13 protein-coding genes and 3 pseudogenes are annotated in these 17,894 nt (G+C 45.9%); 10 read left to right on the top strand and 6 right to left on the bottom strand.

Going from position 1 to position 17,894, the window contains the following annotated elements:
* Positions 1-329 precede the first annotated feature (329 nt).
* From B5J93_RS00675 to B5J93_RS00655, 5 genes and pseudogenes are all read left to right on the top strand, one after another.
* Positions 330-1,391: a sulfate ABC transporter substrate-binding protein gene (locus tag B5J93_RS00675; RefSeq protein ID WP_079323950.1), complete on the top strand. Its 1,062-nt coding sequence runs from the start codon at positions 330-332 to the stop codon at positions 1,389-1,391.
* Between the two features lie 157 nt (positions 1,392-1,548).
* A pseudogene (locus B5J93_RS00670) lies at positions 1,549-2,163 on the top strand (tetratricopeptide repeat protein).
* Between the two features lie 142 nt (positions 2,164-2,305).
* Positions 2,306-3,202 (top strand): sulfate ABC transporter permease subunit CysT, encoded by an 897-nt coding sequence (cysT, locus tag B5J93_RS00665; RefSeq protein WP_079323949.1) that lies wholly within the window; start codon positions 2,306-2,308, stop codon positions 3,200-3,202.
* Between the two features lie 249 nt (positions 3,203-3,451).
* A complete protein-coding gene (gene cysW / locus B5J93_RS00660) occupies positions 3,452-4,303 on the top strand; it encodes a sulfate ABC transporter permease subunit CysW (protein ID WP_079323948.1) in 852 nt (283 codons plus the stop codon).
* A gap of 112 nt (positions 4,304-4,415) precedes the next feature.
* Positions 4,416-5,129 (top strand): annotated as a pseudogene (locus B5J93_RS00655) (sulfate/molybdate ABC transporter ATP-binding protein); the annotation flags it as partial.
* Between the two features lie 459 nt (positions 5,130-5,588).
* Here the strand turns inward: B5J93_RS00655 and adk are convergent.
* From adk to B5J93_RS00625, 6 genes and pseudogenes are all read right to left on the bottom strand, one after another.
* The gene (gene adk, locus B5J93_RS00650) at positions 5,589-6,242 is read right to left on the bottom strand and encodes an adenylate kinase (protein ID WP_079323946.1); all 654 of its coding nucleotides are present in this window, start codon (positions 6,240-6,242) and stop codon (positions 5,589-5,591) included.
* A 78-nt stretch (positions 6,243-6,320) separates the two neighbouring features.
* Positions 6,321-7,583: a c-type cytochrome biogenesis protein CcmI gene (ccmI, locus tag B5J93_RS00645; protein ID WP_079323945.1), complete on the bottom strand. Its 1,263-nt coding sequence runs from the start codon at positions 7,581-7,583 to the stop codon at positions 6,321-6,323.
* Positions 7,580-8,149, bottom strand: coding sequence for a cytochrome c-type biogenesis protein (locus B5J93_RS00640; protein ID WP_079323944.1), 570 nt, complete (start codon positions 8,147-8,149; stop codon positions 7,580-7,582). The genes ccmI and B5J93_RS00640 overlap by 4 nt, the downstream gene beginning before the upstream one ends.
* Positions 8,146-8,727 (bottom strand): DsbE family thiol:disulfide interchange protein, encoded by a 582-nt coding sequence (locus B5J93_RS00635; protein ID WP_079323943.1) that lies wholly within the window; start codon positions 8,725-8,727, stop codon positions 8,146-8,148. The genes B5J93_RS00640 and B5J93_RS00635 overlap by 4 nt, the downstream gene beginning before the upstream one ends.
* 206 nt (positions 8,728-8,933) lie before the next feature.
* Positions 8,934-10,889, bottom strand: a pseudogene (locus B5J93_RS00630) (heme lyase CcmF/NrfE family subunit); the annotation flags it as partial.
* Between the two features lie 283 nt (positions 10,890-11,172).
* Entirely contained in the window at positions 11,173-12,483 is a 1,311-nt protein-coding gene (locus tag B5J93_RS00625; protein ID WP_079323941.1) for a DUF445 domain-containing protein, read from the bottom strand.
* A 246-nt stretch (positions 12,484-12,729) separates the two neighbouring features.
* Between B5J93_RS00625 and mrdA the strand changes: the two genes are divergently transcribed.
* The 5 genes from mrdA (at position 12,730) to B5J93_RS00600 (ending at position 17,650) form a co-directional block, all read left to right on the top strand.
* On the top strand, positions 12,730-14,808 hold the full coding sequence (gene mrdA, locus B5J93_RS00620) for a penicillin-binding protein 2 (protein WP_079323940.1): 2,079 nt from the start codon (positions 12,730-12,732) through the stop codon (positions 14,806-14,808).
* Positions 14,809-14,861: 53 nt separating this feature from the next.
* Entirely contained in the window at positions 14,862-15,467 is a 606-nt protein-coding gene (rsmD, locus tag B5J93_RS00615) for a 16S rRNA (guanine(966)-N(2))-methyltransferase RsmD (RefSeq protein ID WP_079323939.1), read from the top strand.
* 283 nt (positions 15,468-15,750) lie between these two features.
* On the top strand, positions 15,751-16,143 hold the full coding sequence (locus tag B5J93_RS14150; protein WP_079323938.1) for a DegV family protein: 393 nt from the start codon (positions 15,751-15,753) through the stop codon (positions 16,141-16,143).
* Positions 16,144-16,153: 10 nt separating this feature from the next.
* The gene (locus B5J93_RS14145) at positions 16,154-16,630 is read left to right on the top strand and encodes a DegV family protein (protein ID WP_079323937.1); all 477 of its coding nucleotides are present in this window, start codon (positions 16,154-16,156) and stop codon (positions 16,628-16,630) included.
* Positions 16,631-16,771: 141 nt separating this feature from the next.
* On the top strand, positions 16,772-17,650 hold the full coding sequence (locus B5J93_RS00600) for a DegV family protein (RefSeq protein WP_079323936.1): 879 nt from the start codon (positions 16,772-16,774) through the stop codon (positions 17,648-17,650).
* The last annotated feature ends 244 nt before the right edge of the window (positions 17,651-17,894 follow it).

The raw sequence follows: 17,894 nt of genomic DNA, 5'->3' as shown, positions 1-17,894 counted from the left end.
GTTTTGCAGGGGGTCTATTAATTCTAACATATTCATACAATAAAACAATATAAATTTTTAGCTCCAGTTCAAAAGCACGCTATCAAGAAAGTCATTCGTGGTGAGCTATGCCTGCCCACAATGGTTTTCCTGCTCGCAAGCAGTCTCAGAGCGAACAGAAAATCTAGTTTGGCATATTTTTTAGACTGCTACCATATTTTCAATCCCATTTCCCCGCCATAAATTCCCAAACTGAATAACGATTTCCCATTTTTATGTTAATCATTTTAAGCATTGTATTTTACAATAACTCATCTTTTTTTTAAATTGGACTAAAATTGGACTATCTCATGAAAACCGCCCTTTTACCCCTAAGCCTTACCTTATCTGCCCTTGTCCTAACCGCCTGTGGGGGCGATAACCAAACTGCCGACAACAAAGCCACAACAGGCAACACAAGCGGTCAAGTGGAGCTGTTAAACGTGTCCTATGACGTGGCACGGGATTTTTATAAGGATTATAATCCCATTTTTATCAAGCATTATCAAAGCGTAAGTCCTGACATCAAGGTCAATATCAAACAGTCGCATGGCGGGTCAAGCAAGCAAGCCCTATCGGTCAAAAATGGACTAGAAGCGGACGTGGTTACAATGAATCAAGGCTCGGACGTGGAACTACTTGCCGAGGGTCAGCTTGTGGACGGCAAATGGCGACAAAACCTGCCTAATAACGCCATTCCCTTTACCAGTACAATTGTCTTTATCGTGCGAGACGGCAATCCTAAGGGCGTAAAGGATTGGGCGGATTTGGCGACAGACGGCAAAGAGATTATCATCGCCAACCCAAAAACGTCAGGCAACGGTCGCTATGCGTTCTTGGGGGCGTACGGCTACGGGCTACACACCTTTAATAAGGACGAAGCCAAAACGCATGAGTTTGTCAAGGGCTTACTTGGTAACGTTAAAGTCTTTGAAAATGGCGGACGAGCGGCAACCACGACATTTGCCCAACGTCAGATAGGAGACGTACTAATTACCTTTGAAAATGAAGCCAACGTCATCAAAGAAAAATTTGGCAATATCCAAATCATCTACCCAAGCTATACCATTAATGCCGAAAACCCTGTGGCGGTGGTGGGCGCAGTTAGTGCCAAAAAAGGCACGACAGGCGTAGCAAAAGCCTACCTAGAATACCTATACAGCGATGAAGGGCAGGAGCTTGCGGTCAAGTATTTCTTACGTCCAAGCAATCCCGACATTCTTGCCAAGCACGCCGATAAATTCCCCCAAATGCAGACCTTTTTCCCCAATGATGTATTTGGCGATTGGCAGTCTATCATGACGACTTATTTTAAAGAAGGTGGCGTGTACGACACATTGGCGGTCGGGGCGACAGGGCAGGTGTCGCAATAAGCCAAAAGCATATTAATGATATTAAGTCCGTTTTATGCGGACTTTTTTGGTTTAAAATGGCAAAATATTAAGCGTGTTTTAAGTGATTTAATATTGCCTATCACACCGATTTCGGCTAACATATCCCAAACTTTTAAGACAACCCTAAGGCAAACCCATGAAAACCAAATTTGTTATTTTCGTCCTAATTGCCACACTAACAGGCTGTGCAAACCAAATCCAAGTGCAAAGCCAAGCACAAAACCAAAGTTGCCAAGAGCTTTATGATACAAGCCCAAAATCCGCCATTACTATTTGTCAAAATGAGCTAACACAAAATCCTAATAATGCCGAATTGCAGTTTTATTTGGGATATGCTTATGATTTGGAAGCAGATTATAAAAAAGCCGTTGAATGGTATACCAAATCCGCCAACCAAGGATTTGCCGAAGCTCAATATAATCTTGGGGTGATGTATGAAAAAGGGTATGGGGTAAGACAAGATTACATTAAAGCCTTTGAGTTATTTGCCAAATTCGCCAGTCAAGGAGATGCCAAAGCTCAATATAATCTTGGGGCGATGTATGTTCATGGACAGGGCGTTAAACAAAATTATACCAAAGCCCTTGAATGATTTACCAAGTCTGCCAATCAAGACAATGCCAAAGCCCAATATAATCTTGGCGTGATGTATCACAACGGAGATGGTGTAAATCAAAACCCAAGCACCGCCAAACAATGGTTTGCCAAAGCCTGTGAAAATGGTCATCTACGAGCCTGCCAATACCGCTAACTTACCAAACCCGTCAATGTACGGGCTTTTTTATGCCAATTTTACATAAATCCCAAAACCGAAAATTCATATTCCTTTTTGTCAGTATCATAATTTTGCCAATCTTTTAAAATAAGCCTACCATTTTTACACACAAGATACCATGACAATCCACACCACACCGATCACACAAGTCACCCCCGTCCGCAACAAGCAAAGACGCATCATGCCGTTTTTTGGGCTAAGTCTGGGCGTGAGCGTGTTTGCGTTGTCGCTACTGGTTGTTTTGCCGTTTGTTATGATGATTTTGACCACGCTTGGCATGGGGTTTGGCGAGATTGTCAGCACCATAAAAGAGCCACAGGTTTTTTATGCCATTAAATTATCCCTATCCATGGCGATTTTGGCGACCTTGACCAACCTAATCTTTGGCACGCTCATCGCTTGGGTGCTGGTGCGGTATGACTTTTGGGGCAAGTCGTTCATCAATGCCCTTGTGGATTTACCCTTTGCCCTGCCGACTGCGGTTACAGGCATTTCACTTGCCACGCTCTACGCCCCTACAGGGTTGTTCGGACAAGTGTTTGCCAAACTTGGTATGGCTACCACAGGCGAGCCAATTCGCATTGCCTTTACGCCCATTGGTATTTGGCTGGCTTTGGTGGTGGTGTCGTTTCCTTTTATCGTGCGAGCGGTGCAACCTGTACTTGCCGAGCTGTCGGTAGAGTTTGAAGAAGCGTCTGCCGTCATGGGGGCGAGCCGTTTGACGACTTTTGTCAAGGTCATTCTGCCCGAGATTGCTCCTGCCATGCTCATCGGTTCGGGTATGATGTTTGCCCGTGCCACAGGCGAGTATGGGTCGGTGATTTTTATCGCAGGCAACATTCCCATGCAGTCAGAAATCCTACCGCTTATCATCGTCTCAAAATTGGAGCAATTTGACGTGGCGGGTGCGTCCTGCGTGGCGTTGTTTATGCTCCTTGTGTCGCTGGTTGTTTTGTTCGCCATTAACTTTTTTCAATGGAAACTCTCGGCACGGCTTGGGGCAAAAACGAATTAAAATGAATTTATTGTTAAAGATAAATTTAATATAAAACACATGGTAATTTAATTATTTTTTTAAAAATGGTTAATTAAATTTTGGAGAAATTTATTATCTTGGGCGAATAAATTGCCCCTACACGTCCAATTTAAAATATGTATTTATTTAGTCATAATTGAAAATTGCAAATTGCAAAAAGTAAATTATTATTTTGCATTTACCCAATTTTTAAAACCCATTTAAACCCAAACCCAACACGGAAAAAACATGGCAACCCAATCCACCTACGACTACCAAAACCACCCCGCCACCAAAGACCCTGCATGGGTCAAATACACGCTCATCACTTTGGCGGTGTCGTTTATGGCGGTCATGCTCGTTGTGCCACTTATTGCCGTGTTTTATGAAGCCCTAAAAGACGGTGTGAGTGCCTATCTGTCCACCCTTACCGACCCTGACGCATTGCACGCCATTAAGCTCACCTTAATCACCACCGCCATTGTCCTGCCTATCAATACCGTGATTGGCGTAGCGTTAGCATACCTGATTACTCGGCACAAATTTCGGGGTAAATTTATCATCACCACCTTGCTAGACTTGCCCTTTGCGGTGTCGCCTGTCGTGGCAGGTTTGATGTTTGTCTTGCTATTTGGGGCAAATACGCTCATCGGCTCGTTTTTTGAAAGCCTAGGCATAAAAATTATCTTTGCCACCACAGGCATTGTGCTTGCCACACTGTTTGTAACCTTTCCCTTTATCGCTCGTGAAATCATTCCGCTCATGCAGTCCATTGGCGAGAGCGAGGAGGAAGCAAGTCTCACGCTTGGGGCGAACAGCTGGCAGATGTTTTGGCACGTTACCCTACCTAATATCAAATGGGCGTTGCTCTACGGCATTATCCTAACCAACGCTCGGGCAATGGGCGAGTTTGGGGCGGTGTCGGTGGTGTCGGGGCATATTCGGGGCGAGACCAACACCATGCCACTACTCATTGAGATTGCCTATAACGAATATGCCTTTACCACCGCTTTTGCCCTGTCAAGCCTGCTTGCCTTGCTTGCTCTTGTTACCCTTGGGGTGCAAAATGTGATGAGTCGTAAAAAGGTTGGGCGAAGTTAAGTTTTTTAATTTGTTTAAATTGGATGTTTAATTAAAATTTAGGTAAACCAATTACCATTTATCAAATATTTTTAACTTGTAAAATCAATTCATCATCAACACGGATACCACCATGAGCATTGATATTGAAAACATTCATAAACGCTTTGGCGAATTTACCGCCTTAAATGACGTAAGTTTTTCGGTCAATTCTGGCGAACTTGCCACCCTACTTGGACCATCAGGCTGTGGTAAAACCACCTTACTGCGGATTATTGCAGGGTTAGAGACGTCCGACACAGGGCGGATTTATTTTGACGGCACGGACGTAACCGACACGCCCGTGCAACAGCGTGGGATAGGCTTTGTTTTTCAAAACTACGCCCTATTTCGCCACAAAACAGTCGCCCAAAACATCGCTTTTGGCTTAGAGCTACTGCCCAAACACCAACGTCCCACAGGGGGCGAGATTGATAAGCGAGTGGCACAGCTTCTTGATTTGATTCAACTTCCCCACACCAAAGACCGCTATCCGCATGAGCTGTCGGGCGGTCAGCGTCAGCGTGTGGCATTGGCTCGGGCGATTGCCACAAACCCCAAGCTACTTCTTCTTGATGAGCCGTTTGGGGCGTTGGATGCCAAAGTGCGTAACGAGCTACGCACGTCTCTACGCCAAATCCAAAAGGACATTGGCATCACGTCCATCATGGTAACGCACGACCAAGAAGAAGCGGTTGCCGTGTCGGACACCATTGTCATTATGAATCATGGTGTGGTGGAGCAACTGGGCAAGCCTGATGAGCTATTTGCCCGTCCTAATAGCGAATTTGTGGTGGATTTTTTGGGGCTTTAAAACATCATTCTATTTAGCTGATTAAATGGTGCGTATTACGCTCTACCGCCAATGGGTGTGTTTTGACTTTAAATGATAATATAAAAACCACCTTGTAAATATTTTAAGATTATGTTAAATAAACTAAGCATAAAAAATACGCCCCATTGGACGTGCTTTTAGGGCGTGCCTGCCTTTGGTATTTGCAATGAAAAATGCCTGTTAAAAAAGCAGGGAAATCGCCCGTTTTTCAAAGAAAAACTTGAGACTGATAGTTATTCCATCAAGCAAGTTTTCGCCTTCGAGCCACAATCCGACCACTTAATTTTAAAAATTAAGTAAAAAATCTTAAAATTTACACAGTTAAGTGGTCGGATAGCCATTTTTCATGCAAAAATCGATAAAAACGTTAAATTTTCATCTTATTTTATAAAATGTTATCAATGGCAGGCACGCCCTACCAGTTAATGAAAATTAACCTTTTAACACCGCAAAAATCTGCTCTTTGACCGTATCAATGGCTTGGGTGCCGTCAAACTGATGATAAGACGGAGCATTCTCGCCCGACTGAGCCACCGCTTGATAATGCCCCACAAGCGTGGCAGTTTGGGTGTGATAGACTGACAGGCGGTCTCTGACCACTTCTTCTTTGTCGTCATCACGCTGTACCAACTCTTCGCCCGTTACGTCATCTTTTCCGTCCACTTTTGGCGGATTGTGAATGATGTGATAAGTACGACCTGATGGCAAATGGGCTCTGCGACCTGACATACGGCTGACAATCTCATCATCAGGCACGCTAATCTCAATAACATAATCAATGTCCACGCCTGCATTTGCCAGTGCTTCGGCTTGGGCAATGGTGCGTGGAAAACCGTCAAAAATACAGCCATTAGCACAATCAGGCTCGGCTAGGCGGTCTTTGACCAGATTAATGATAAGCTCATCAGAGACCAGCTGACCTCTATCCATCACGCTTTTGGCAAGCTTGCCAAGTTTCGTGCCGTTTTTAATGGCAGAGCGAAGCATGTCGCCTGTGGAAATTTGGGGAATGTTAAATTCCTTTGAAATGAACTGAGCTTGTGTGCCTTTGCCTGCCCCTGGGGGACCTAATAAAATAATACGCATGAGTACGCTCCAATGAATCTGAGATAAAATAACACTATAAACCACATTGCCCTATTGTTCAAGTGGTATTTACTAAACTTACGGCACGATTTGTGAGATTTCCAAATTGACCGTATTTTGCCCTTTTGGTAATATCACAGGGTTCGCCATCAAGTCGCCTGATTCGCTGACCGCCCCACCACTGTGGCTGATACGGGCATTGACTGCAAGGCCAACCCCTGCTTCACGCCCTGCCGTCAAGGTACGCTCGGGCATCATCGCATCCAAATCACTAAGCGACACCGTTACTCCCTGCACCAACTCACGCACCGATAAGCGTTTGACCGCATAAGGAGCACCGCCTGCCACGTCCGAGATAGAGACGAACAGCACGGCATTCTCATCGATTTGGGGGAGCAGACTGCTTGCCACACTCACATGGACATTGACCCCTGCCATCGCTTTGGCTTCTTGGGCGTGAATGGTCGCCATCAGCTCATCTAGGCTTGCCAATGCCGACTGCCTGTCCGCACCACCCTTACTGGTGATACTCTCACGCAGTCTGGCAACCCATGCCTTTGCCATCGTAAAGTTATTGGTACGTGTCTCGCCCATCGCCATCATCATCATCGCCCCTTCATGGTCTGGGGTGTTTGAGAGTATGCCATGCAGGACATCACGAGCGGTCGCATCTAGCACGCCATTATTGGCAAAAAAGCTGGTCTGAGCGTAAGTAATGGCAATCTCATCATTGCTCTGGTCAAGACGATAAGCACGAGCTAAGGCTTCTAGTGCTTGGGGCGTGGCTTCTAGTGCCATGAACAGCTCGGACAGTCGCATCCAGCGGTTGGGGTCATGGGCGTGATGATGAACATTGGTCTGCATGGCACTAATGAGTGCAGTGCTATCGGCGGTCGCCCACTCGGGGGGCGTGTCTATCTTGCCCATTAGCAAATCGTCCGCCACTTGTCCCACGCTGTCTTGGGCTTGCCACAGTTTAAACACAGACGTGCGGTCAGCGGTTGTCAGATAAGCAAGCCCTGCCAGCACAGGTATCCACACCATGACAATGGCACGGCTTTTGATGCCCACAGGAGCATAGGTCTCGGCATGGGTTTGGGCGTCTAGCAGTTGGCGTTTGAGTTCAATCTCGCCTGCCTGAAAAGTCGCATCATCAATCCGCCCTGCTTCTTTGTCCGCTTGTAGCTCGGCAATCCGCTCGCCAAACACCGCCACATTGACCGCCATGAGCTGATTGTCCACCGCCTTTCGTCCTTTAAGCCACGGATAAATCACCACCAACGCCAATACCACGCACAGCAGTACGGCTAAACTAAAAAACAAGAACAGCGTGGGGGTCATGGCGTATCCTTATCGGTTTGGGTGTGCGAATTTTGGGAATTTTGAGCATTAGAATGTTGGACTTGCTCTGATTTGGGGCTTTGATGTTTGGCTAAAATCTGAGCAACTCGCTCTTCTTCGGTTTTGGATAAGGCATTAACTTCATCGACCGCCACCGTCCGCCCTTTTTTGGCTTTATAGACCCAGCCTAAGATAAACACCACCAACAAAATGGGCGGAAAAAACCACAAAATCCACGTGGACGGGCGTACAGGCGGTTTATAACTGATAAAATCACCATAACTGTCAAACATAAACTGGCGAATCTCAGTGTCGCTCCTGCCATCCTGTATCATCTGATAGGTTTGGTTTTTTAAATCCACCGCAATCGGAGCGTCCGACCCTGCTAGGTTTTGGTTTTGGCATTTGGGGCAACGAAGCTCTTCGATGAGTGCCTTATAACGGGCTTCGTCTTCGGCACTTTTAAATTCATAAATCTCAATCGCCCCAAAACTTGCCGTACTTATCATCAAAGTTCCGACCAACGCCAATACGGATAAGGTGTGTTTTAAACAAAATTTCATCATTGGCACGCCTGTGTTCTTTGGGTTTGGTTCGCTTGGGGATTGGCTAGGGCGTCCATACATGGCTTGATACTTGCCGTCCAGTTGCCTTCGTGTATCTCGCCTGTGATGTGCTTATAGACCACGCCATTGCCGTCCACCACGAACGTCTCGGGTGCTCCTGTCAGTCCTAGACTTAGCCCATATTTACCGTCCAAATCCTGCACCGAGTACAAAAACGGGTCTTTGTATTGGTTCAAATACCCCAACGCATCGGCAAGCTCATCTTTGTAATTCATGCCCACCATTGGCACGCCTTGGGCGTGTAGCTCCATTAAAAAGGGGTGTTCCACCTTACAAGTCGGACACCATGACCCCCACACGTTCATTAAAAATGGCGTTTTTGGCAAATTGTCATTGGTCATTATCCGATTGGGGTCGGATAATAAGGGCAGTCTAAACGCTGGCAAGGGCTTATTCATGCTTGTAGTAACCACGATGTCTGTTGGCTTACCCAAACGGTTAAAAAACATCACCATGAGCAAGGCAAAGATGATAAAGGGAATCAAAAAAATCATCATGCGTTTTTGAGTGCGGTTCATGGTGTCATCTCCCCTGCATTGTCATTAGCTTTTGTGGTTTGGCTGTCTTTGTTGTTATCTTTGCTAATACTTTCATCATCTTTGACAACTTTTTCACCATCTTTGATAACCTTACCATTATCTTTGCTGTTATTTTTGCCATTGTCTTGATTAACCGTTTTTGGGCTTGGCTTGCTCTTTGCCAAATCCGCCTTGACTTTTTTCATGCGATAGCGTTTATCAAGCATGGCAATAAACCCACCCAACGCCATGATGATAGAGCCAAGCCATAGCCAACGCACCATGGGCTTGACGTGTACACGTACCGCCCATGTGTTATTATCCACCTTACCGTCTTTGACAATCGGCTCGCCTAGGGCGACATACAGCTCATTAAACAGGCTCGCTCGCAGTCCCACTTCGGTCATCGGCATCATCGAGACGACATAGTTTCGCTTTTCAGGATAGAGCGTGGTAATGAGCCTGCCATCTGCTTTGACTTGTATGGTCGCCCGTGTGGCATCGTAGTTGGAGCCTTGCACTAGGTCAAAATCTTGTAGATAAAAATCATAACCCTGCACATGCGTGCTATCACCCACCGTCATCGCCACGTCTTTTTCCATGCTTAACGCACTCACGCCTGCCACGCCCAGTGCGGTGACCAGCACACCGATATGGGCGATTTGCATGCCATAATAGCTTGGGCTAAGTTTACGCAGTCCATTGGTAAACCCCTTGGCATGGCGAGTCTTATCCTTAATCTCAAGCCCGATAAACAGTAGCACCCACGCCGACAGACTTGCCGTGATATAAATGGTATGGTCAAAGGGCGTATTCTCACCCAGTAGGTTTATCATATGCCAACCCACCACACCCAGTAGCAAGCTACACACTACCGTCATCATAAGTGCTTTTAACATCGGACGGCTGTCGTATTTATACCGCATGGTCGCCCCCACCCCCATAAAGGCAAGTAACACCCATGATAATGGCACAAACAACGCATTAAAATACGGCGAGCCCACCGAGACTTGACCGAGTTTAAAGGCATCAGCGATAATCGGATACAGCGTGCCTAACAGCACCACCAGTGTCGCCACTAGCAGAATGATGTTATTAATAACCAGTATGGTCTCACGGGATTTTAACTGATAAAAACTCTCCATGGTCAAACGCCAACCACGCAGAGCAAACATCAATAAGCCCCCGCCAATGACCACCCCTAAAATCGCTAAAATCGCCATGCCACGAGTCGGGTCAGCGGCGAACGAATGCACAGAGGTGATCACGCCCGAACGCACCAAAAACGTCCCCAAGAGCGACAGAGCAAAGCCAAAAATGGCAAGCATAATCGTCCACGCCTTGAATACGCCACGTTTTTCGGTAACGGCAAGCGAGTGCATGAGAGCAGTACTGGCAAGCCACGGCATCAAGGACGCATTCTCCACAGGGTCCCAAAACCACCAACCACCCCAACCGAGCTCATAATACGCCCACCACGACCCAATGGCAATCCCTAAGGTCAAAAACACCCACGCCGCCACCGTCCACGGACGAGACCACCGTGTCCACACCGCATCAAGCCGACCCGCCCACAGGCTTGCCATACAGAAGGCAAATGGCACGGCAAGCCCCACATAACCCATGTACAGCATGGGCGGATGAAAAATAAGTCCGGGGTCTTGGAGCAGTGGGTTCAAATCCGCCCCGTCCACAGGCAGATTTGGCAGTGTCCGCACAAAGGGATTTGAGGTAAAGGTCAGCATGGCAAGCATCATCACTTGCACCCCACCAAGCACCGACAGCACTCTGGCTCGCATGTCCAGCGGTAGCCCACGGCTACACACCGCCACGAGCATACACCACGTTGATAGTATCGTCAGCCACAGCAGTAGCGAGCCTTCATGTCCGCCCCATGTCGCTGATAGCTTATAGTACCACGGGAGTAGGCTGTTAGAATGACCTGCCACATACACCAAACTAAAATCGTTGTACAAAAACCCTGCCATGAGTGCCACAAAGGACACCAGCATCGCCAAAAACCCTGCCACGGCAAGGCTTGGGGCAAGGCGTTGCCAAGCGGTCTGATGTTTTATCACGCCCAGTGCAGGCAGGACGGTTTGTAGTATCGCAAGCACCAACGCAAGCAGTAAGGCAAAATACCCCAGTTCGGTGATTAGCATAAAGACATTCTCATCAAGTTAGCGACGGCTATTTGGGTTTTGTTTTTATTAATTTTTAAAAATAAAATTGATAAAAATTTGTTTAAAAATGAATTTTAAAATAAATCATCATATTAATGATGTTTAAAATTTATAAGATAATTTTTTAAAAAATAAATTTAGCCATTTGAATTTTATAAATAGATAACTGGCAGAGTGCATGCCATGCACCATTTAATGCCATAACCATCAAGTGTGGCAATAATTTATTTTAATTTTAAATTTAAATAAATATTCAAGCCACTCAAAAAAACACCGCAATCAAATGTAACCACCCTGCCAACAGCCCCGTTATCGCCCCCAAAATCACAAGTGTCATCTCATCTTCTTTAAAGGCAGGTCTTAGCAGGTTTTGAAATTCATGAGGCGAGAGTTCTCGAATACGAGATTCAAACAGCCCAAAGATTTTGCTTGCCCGAGATGTGTTAAGTTTGGGGTCTCTAATGGGTATCATTGTCGCATCAATGGATTTGTCAATAATGGTGTCTTTAAAGGCAGTTAGCTCTTTGTTGTCCATACCCACTTTTAAAATGGATTTGACCACAGGCGACTCTAACAGCTCATATAAGTGCGATTTCATGAGTTCACGGGTTTTTGCCGAGCGAGTGCCATACATCATCTCGCTCATGATGTTCTCTAAAGTAACCAGCTCATTTACGACAATCTCAGCAAACACGCTGGACACTTCATCTTGGCGTTTCATAAAACCGCCCTGCCAGTCATAAACATGAAAATGGGGCAACATGGGCTTGACCCGACCATTGTCATAGCGGAACAGGCGGATAAAGGGGACTTTTTTGGGCTCGACAGGGTTAAACACCATCCAAATGGCAATCCAGTTGGTTAATGCCCCCCAAATCGCCGCAAAAAACGGCACCGTCCAATGCTGTGGCACAAAATAAAAAATCCCCATCTGAATAATCCCAAAACCAAAGCCAATCACGGCACTGATTTTCCAGATGAAGTTAATCTCTTTTTTACCCACTCGCAAAAACATGTCTACCATGAGTTTGCGGTCGCTCTCCATGCGTTTGACAATCATCGCCCGCATGTCCACCAGCTCCTCGACATTGGCGGTCAGGTCAATGACTAAGGACTTCATCGCCGCTGGCATCTCACTGTGAGCATGAGCATAAATCCGCCGTCTGATGGCGTACGGGGTATGCGTCCACAGAGCGTAGTAGCGTTCGAGCATAATCTCATCAATGAGACTCTCTAAATTCTTATCCACCGTCTCGGTGATGAACTGTGCCATCTCCTCAGGCTCCATCGCCTGCAAAAACTCATCGATGTTACCAAGTTTGGATAACGTTTGGTCAACGATAACCCCTGAGATTTTGCCTGCTTTGGCAGGGACAATGCCTTGCCAGCCTAAGCCCTGCAAGCCCCACGGCATACCACGCACACGAATACCCCAAAACTTAATGGGGTGAAATAACATCTCTAACGCCATCCACACATGAGCCCACGTTACAAAAGCCGTAACGGGCGGAATGGTGAGCATGGCGATAAATTCGGGGTGTTCAGCTAGGGCTTGCCAGATGGAATTAAACATAAATCATCACTTGTTGGGGGTTTGGCAATGGGCTAGGCGATTGGCTAATTGACAAAATCAAAATTTAACAAAAAAACAAAAGGATAAAAATAAAACGGCTAATTCTACCACAGTTTTGTCTATTTTGCCAAAACCATCACGCAAATCTTTTGCCCAAATCTGCTTTTGAATAAATCGCATAAATTTGAACAAGTCTTTGAAAATATGTTATAATTAGGGGTTTTTTGCTATTCTTTTATAACAGTCATGACCTCATCACGTCCTAACGATTCTGACATCAGCACTCGTGTCTTTGTACGCCGAGTGATCGTGGCGTCGTTATTTGTGCTTATTGGCATGATTGGGCTGTTTGCTCGTTATGGATTTTTACAGGTTCATCAGTACGATAAATACCAAACCAACGCTGAGAACAACCGCATCAAACTCATCTCCGACCCGCCATCACGGGGTTATATTTATGACCGTAACGGCGTCTTGCTTGCCGATAACGTACCTGTTTTTTCTGCGGTCATCAGCCCTGATGAGATTGAAGACCCTGCTTACACCCTAAAACTACTTACCCCCATCTTTGGTCTGACTGATGAAGAGATTACGGACATTTTGGCAAGGATAGACAAATCCAAAAACGACCCCATTACCATCAAGATGGATTTGACCGAAGAGCAGATTGCTCAGTTTAGCGAGCGAAAGCCCTTTTTTCGGGGGGTGAGCATTCAGACCAAACTCACCCGTGTCTATCCCCATGACGAGCTATTCGCCCATGTCATCGGTTATGTCGGGCGTATCAACGACAAAGAATCCAAAAAAATCGCCGAAGACGAACACACAAAAGCCCTGTATGCTGGCACCGACCTGATTGGCAAAATCGGCATTGAAGCCCAGTACGAAGAAGTCCTGCTTGGCAAACCAGGCTACCAATCCGTTGAAGCCAACGCTCACGGCGAGATTCTACGACAGCTAGACACCAAACCCCCTGTGGCAGGCAACGATTTGTATCTAAGCCTAGATTATGGACTACAAATGGCCGCCCAAAAACAACTGGCAGGACGACGTGGGGCGATTGTGGCACTTGACCCCAAAAATGGTGACGTCCTTGCCTTTGTCTCGAACCCCAGCTATGACCCCAACCCCTTTGTCTCTGGCATATCCAGCAAAGAGTATGGCATGCTTCGAGATGACATTGACCAGCCTTTATATAACCGTGCCTTACAAGGACTCTACCCGCCTGCTTCCACCATCAAACCCTTTGAAAGCATGGGCTTTTTGCATTATGGCATCATGGGTTGGAATGACACCATTTTTGACCCTGGTTATTTTAGCCTACCAGGGGACAGTCACCGTTTTCGTGACTGGAAAAAAGGTGGACATGGCACGGTCAATATGAGCAAATCCATCATCATGAGTGTGGATACCTATTATTACAAAAACGCTCACCGCATGGGCATTGACAAACTTCATGATTGGATGAGTAGCTTTGGTTTTGGTAAAAAAACAGGCATTGACCTACCCAACGAAAAAGGAGGTATCATGCCATCACCTAAATGGAAAATGGACACCTACGGCAAAGAATGGCTGCCAGGCGAGACCATCTCTGTCTCTATCGGACAAGGAGCATTTTTGGCAAGCCCCCTACAAGTCGCCAATGCCACCGCCATGACTGCCATCAAGGGCAAGCACCTCACACCCCACCTGCTCAAACGCTCCGAAGGGCAGGCTCCCGTGACTATCATTGACAAACCTGACGGAGTCATCCCCTTTAATGGCACCGAAGCCGACTGGGACAGAATGCATACCGCCATGGAAGATACTGTCAAACGTGGTACAGCAAAGAGCATCTACACCACCCGTTATCGCATGGCGGGCAAAACAGGTACAGCACAGGTCAAATCCATCGCCCAAGGCAAAAGCTATAACAAGGCCGCCATCAACTCCCGTCACTGGGACCATGCGTGGTTCTCAGGTTTTGCCCCCGTGGATGACCCCCAAATCGCCATCGCAGTCATCGTCGAGAACGGTGGTGGCGGTGGTAAAGTGGCAGCCCCCATCGGGCGAGCCTTGTTTGATTACTGGATTCTCCAACGTGAGACCAATCCCATCACACCACCCAGTGATGAAGAACTGGTAAAAATCCGTGCCACCAAGCGTGAAGCCATCAAAGCCAAAATCGCCAAGGCGGAAGCCGAAAAAGCCAGAGCAAAAGCCGAAGAAGAACGTAAAAAGGCAGAAGAAGCCAAACGCCAAGAAGCCTTGCGCAAACAAGAAGAAGCTCGACGCAAAGAAGCAGAACGTAAAGCCAAAGAGGTAAATAAAACAGATAGGGCTTAAATGACTTGATAAACCCAACCAAACCACCCAATAAACACCGCCAAGAGAGACCCATGGCAAAACCACCCAAAACAAGCTCCAAAACCACCGTTAAATCCACTAATCAAGTTCGTATCATTGGCGGACAGTTTAAACGCCGTAGTATCAGCTTTGTGGACGCTGACGGATTAAGACCCACCCCTGACCGTTTGCGTGAGACACTCTTTAACTGGCTCATGGCAGACATTCATGACGCCAGAGTGCTAGACGTCTGTGCAGGCTCAGGCGTACTAGGCTTTGAAGCATTATCACGGGGGGCATCCCATGTCGTCATGATAGAACCAAACCCGACCCAAGCACGCACTATCAAACACAATGCCGACATCCTAAAACTCACCCACAGCCAGTTATCCATCATCAATGGCACCGCCCAAACCGCCCTACCCACGCTCGGCACGCCCTTTGACATCATCTTTATCGACCCGCCTTATGCCCTTGATATTTGGCATGACATCATCAGTGGCATTATAGAGCATGGACTTTACCACGCTAACACGCTGTGCTACATTGAGAGTGATACCGCCCTAGATAACATCCTCATCCCTTTTTCTACCAATCTATACAAATCCGCCAAAGTCGGGCAGGTTTATGCAGGGGTATTTACCCTACCCATTCATTAGAAAATAGCAAGGCATACCCCCATTGAGAGATTAAATAAATTAATCTTTACCAAAACAATTATTACCAAAAAACACTTGATAAAAACATTTACTTTTGGATGGATTTTATTTAAAATGACCCAAATTGTTTATATTAAATAGCATCGTTGCTTTTTTTAGTCCTTTGTTCGAATTTTACTCCAATCATTTAAATATCATAAATTTACCCACCTATTTAATATAAAATCTTTGCTCATCTTATTTTGCCATCACACCCTGTGTGATTTTTATTCGGTAGGTTCTCATGAAACGCATTGTTCTTAGCACATCTTCTTCCAGCTTAAACTACATCAACACACCTCATACCGTGCGTTTAGTGCCTTTTCATGTCATTGTCGATGGCGTGGATTATCTTGACATCAAAGACATTGACACCGCACGCCTAAGTCAAATGCTCTACGACAACCCTAATCTGCCCGTCAAAACCAGTCCGCCTACCGCCGAAGAGATTAACGTCTTATTTGACGAATTGTACGCTGAAGGCTATGAAGAGGTATTGGTTTGCACCATCTCATCCGCCATTAGTAAAAGCCATGAAATTTTTAATACACTAAAAACTAAATTTGTTGGCAAAATGAACATCTATGTGTACGACACCAAAACCCTAAATATTGACGAGGGGGGCATTGGCATTTGAGGCGGATTTGATGATGCAAGAAGGCAAATCCATGCTAGAAATCATCAACCGTCTTGATGAGCTACGCAAAAACAGTCTGTTCATGTTTACCTTATCTGACCTAAACTTTATCGTTCGCAACAAAAAGCTTTCTGCCCCTGCTGGCTTTATCGCCAACTTGCTTGGTATCAAACCCATCATGTGGGTTGACGATGTTGGGCGTGTCATCCCTCGCGATAAAATCCGTAAAATCGAGCGTAGCATCAACCACATGGCAGAGACAGCCATCGCCCATATTGGCAATAAAGATGCGTTTATCTACATGGTTGATACCTCTATGGGTTTCTTTACCGATGACTTTAAAGAATTGCTAGCAAATGAATATGGACTGCGTGACGTGCCTGTGATTCCCGTCTCTACCGTCTCTCTTGCCAACCATGGACCGACAGGCGTGGGCTTAGGCGTATATTACGGCAAAGTCCCTAGAATCGTCAAATACCTTAAATAATCACAAGCGGACCTCGGTTCGCTTTTTTATCATCTTTAAAATACCCATCATCACTCTTAATTGAAAATACCAAATACCACTATTTACAGGATTAATAATTTTTAGTAAAATCAAAAGTCAACAAATAAAGGATTAATTCTTATGAAACGCATTGTGCTTAGCACCTCTACCTCTTGCATTAGCCATGTTCACACACCGCATAACATTCGTATCGTACCATTGCATATCATCGTTGATGGTAAGGACCATCTTGATGGCAGGGATATCGATACCGCCACACTAAGCAAAATGCTCTACAACAACCCACGTACCATCGCCCGCTCATCAGAGCCAACAGCAGCCGAAGTTGAGAACATATTCGATGAGCTGTATGCATACGGCTATGAAGAAGTGCTGGTTTGTAGCGTTTCTTCATCCATCAGTAAGTGCCATGAGACTTTTGAGAAGGTCAAAAGTAAATTTGTCGGCAAGATGAACATCTACATCTACGACACCAAGACCATCAATATTGATGAAGGTGCGTTGGCATTTGAGGCGGACTTGATGATGCAAGAGGGCAAATCTTTGCTTGAAATCATCAAGCGTCTTGATGAGCTTCGTGCCCATAGCGTGTTTATGCTAAGCCTATCCGACCTAACCGCTTTGGTGCGTAACAAAAAACTCTCCGCCCCTGCCAGTATGATTGCCAACTTATTTAGCATCAAGCCTGTACTATGGATGAATGATGATGGCTATATCGTCGTCAAAGACAAAGTGCGTAAGTTCGAGCGTGTCATGTATCACATGGCGGACATCATCACGCATCAGATGGGAGGGCGGGACGCCTTTGTGTATATCATTGATACGTCCATCGGGCTACACACTAATGAGTTTAAAAACATTCTCGCCCATGACTATGGACTGCGTAACGTACCTGTGATTCCTGTTTCCACCGTCTCCCTTGCCAACCACGGCCCGACAGGCGTGGGTCTGGGCGTGTATTATGGCGAAGTACCGAGAATATTTAAGTATTTAAAATGACGATAAAGGCGTATTGTTATGATACGCCTTTTTGTTTACTTTATCGCAAGCTATTTTTATAATCGCTTAACTTCAAAATACATCACAAAAGGGCGTGTTCAACACGCCCCTACAAAGGTATTTTTCAAGACTTGGTATTGGTGCAAATTGGGGCTAATTGGGGCTAATTGGGGCTAATTTACTATAAAGCCAGATAAAAACAAAAACAACCATTTTTGCCTAATTTTTATCTATACCAACCGAA

The organism is Moraxella equi (assembly GCF_002027555.1).
In the GTDB taxonomy this organism is placed as follows: Bacteria; Pseudomonadota; Gammaproteobacteria; order Pseudomonadales; family Moraxellaceae; genus Moraxella; species Moraxella equi.
This window is presented reverse-complemented; position numbering and strand designations above follow the sequence as displayed.

Coding starts and splice junctions, on each gene's coding strand:
- B5J93_RS00675 (WP_079323950.1), top strand. CDS start 330: ATGAAAACCGCCCTTTTACCCCTAAGCCTTACCTTATCTGCCCTTGTC.
- cysT (WP_079323949.1), top strand. CDS start 2,306: ATGACAATCCACACCACACCGATCACACAAGTCACCCCCGTCCGCAAC.
- cysW (WP_079323948.1), top strand. CDS start 3,452: ATGGCAACCCAATCCACCTACGACTACCAAAACCACCCCGCCACCAAA.
- adk (WP_079323946.1), bottom strand. CDS start 6,242: ATGCGTATTATTTTATTAGGTCCCCCAGGGGCAGGCAAAGGCACACAA.
- ccmI (WP_079323945.1), bottom strand. CDS start 7,583: ATGACCCCCACGCTGTTCTTGTTTTTTAGTTTAGCCGTACTGCTGTGC.
- B5J93_RS00640 (WP_079323944.1), bottom strand. CDS start 8,149: ATGATGAAATTTTGTTTAAAACACACCTTATCCGTATTGGCGTTGGTC.
- B5J93_RS00635 (WP_079323943.1), bottom strand. CDS start 8,727: ATGAACCGCACTCAAAAACGCATGATGATTTTTTTGATTCCCTTTATC.
- B5J93_RS00625 (WP_079323941.1), bottom strand. CDS start 12,483: ATGTTTAATTCCATCTGGCAAGCCCTAGCTGAACACCCCGAATTTATC.
- mrdA (WP_079323940.1), top strand. CDS start 12,730: ATGACCTCATCACGTCCTAACGATTCTGACATCAGCACTCGTGTCTTT.
- rsmD (WP_079323939.1), top strand. CDS start 14,862: ATGGCAAAACCACCCAAAACAAGCTCCAAAACCACCGTTAAATCCACT.
- B5J93_RS14150 (WP_079323938.1), top strand. CDS start 15,751: ATGAAACGCATTGTTCTTAGCACATCTTCTTCCAGCTTAAACTACATC.
- B5J93_RS14145 (WP_079323937.1), top strand. CDS start 16,154: ATGATGCAAGAAGGCAAATCCATGCTAGAAATCATCAACCGTCTTGAT.
- B5J93_RS00600 (WP_079323936.1), top strand. CDS start 16,772: ATGAAACGCATTGTGCTTAGCACCTCTACCTCTTGCATTAGCCATGTT.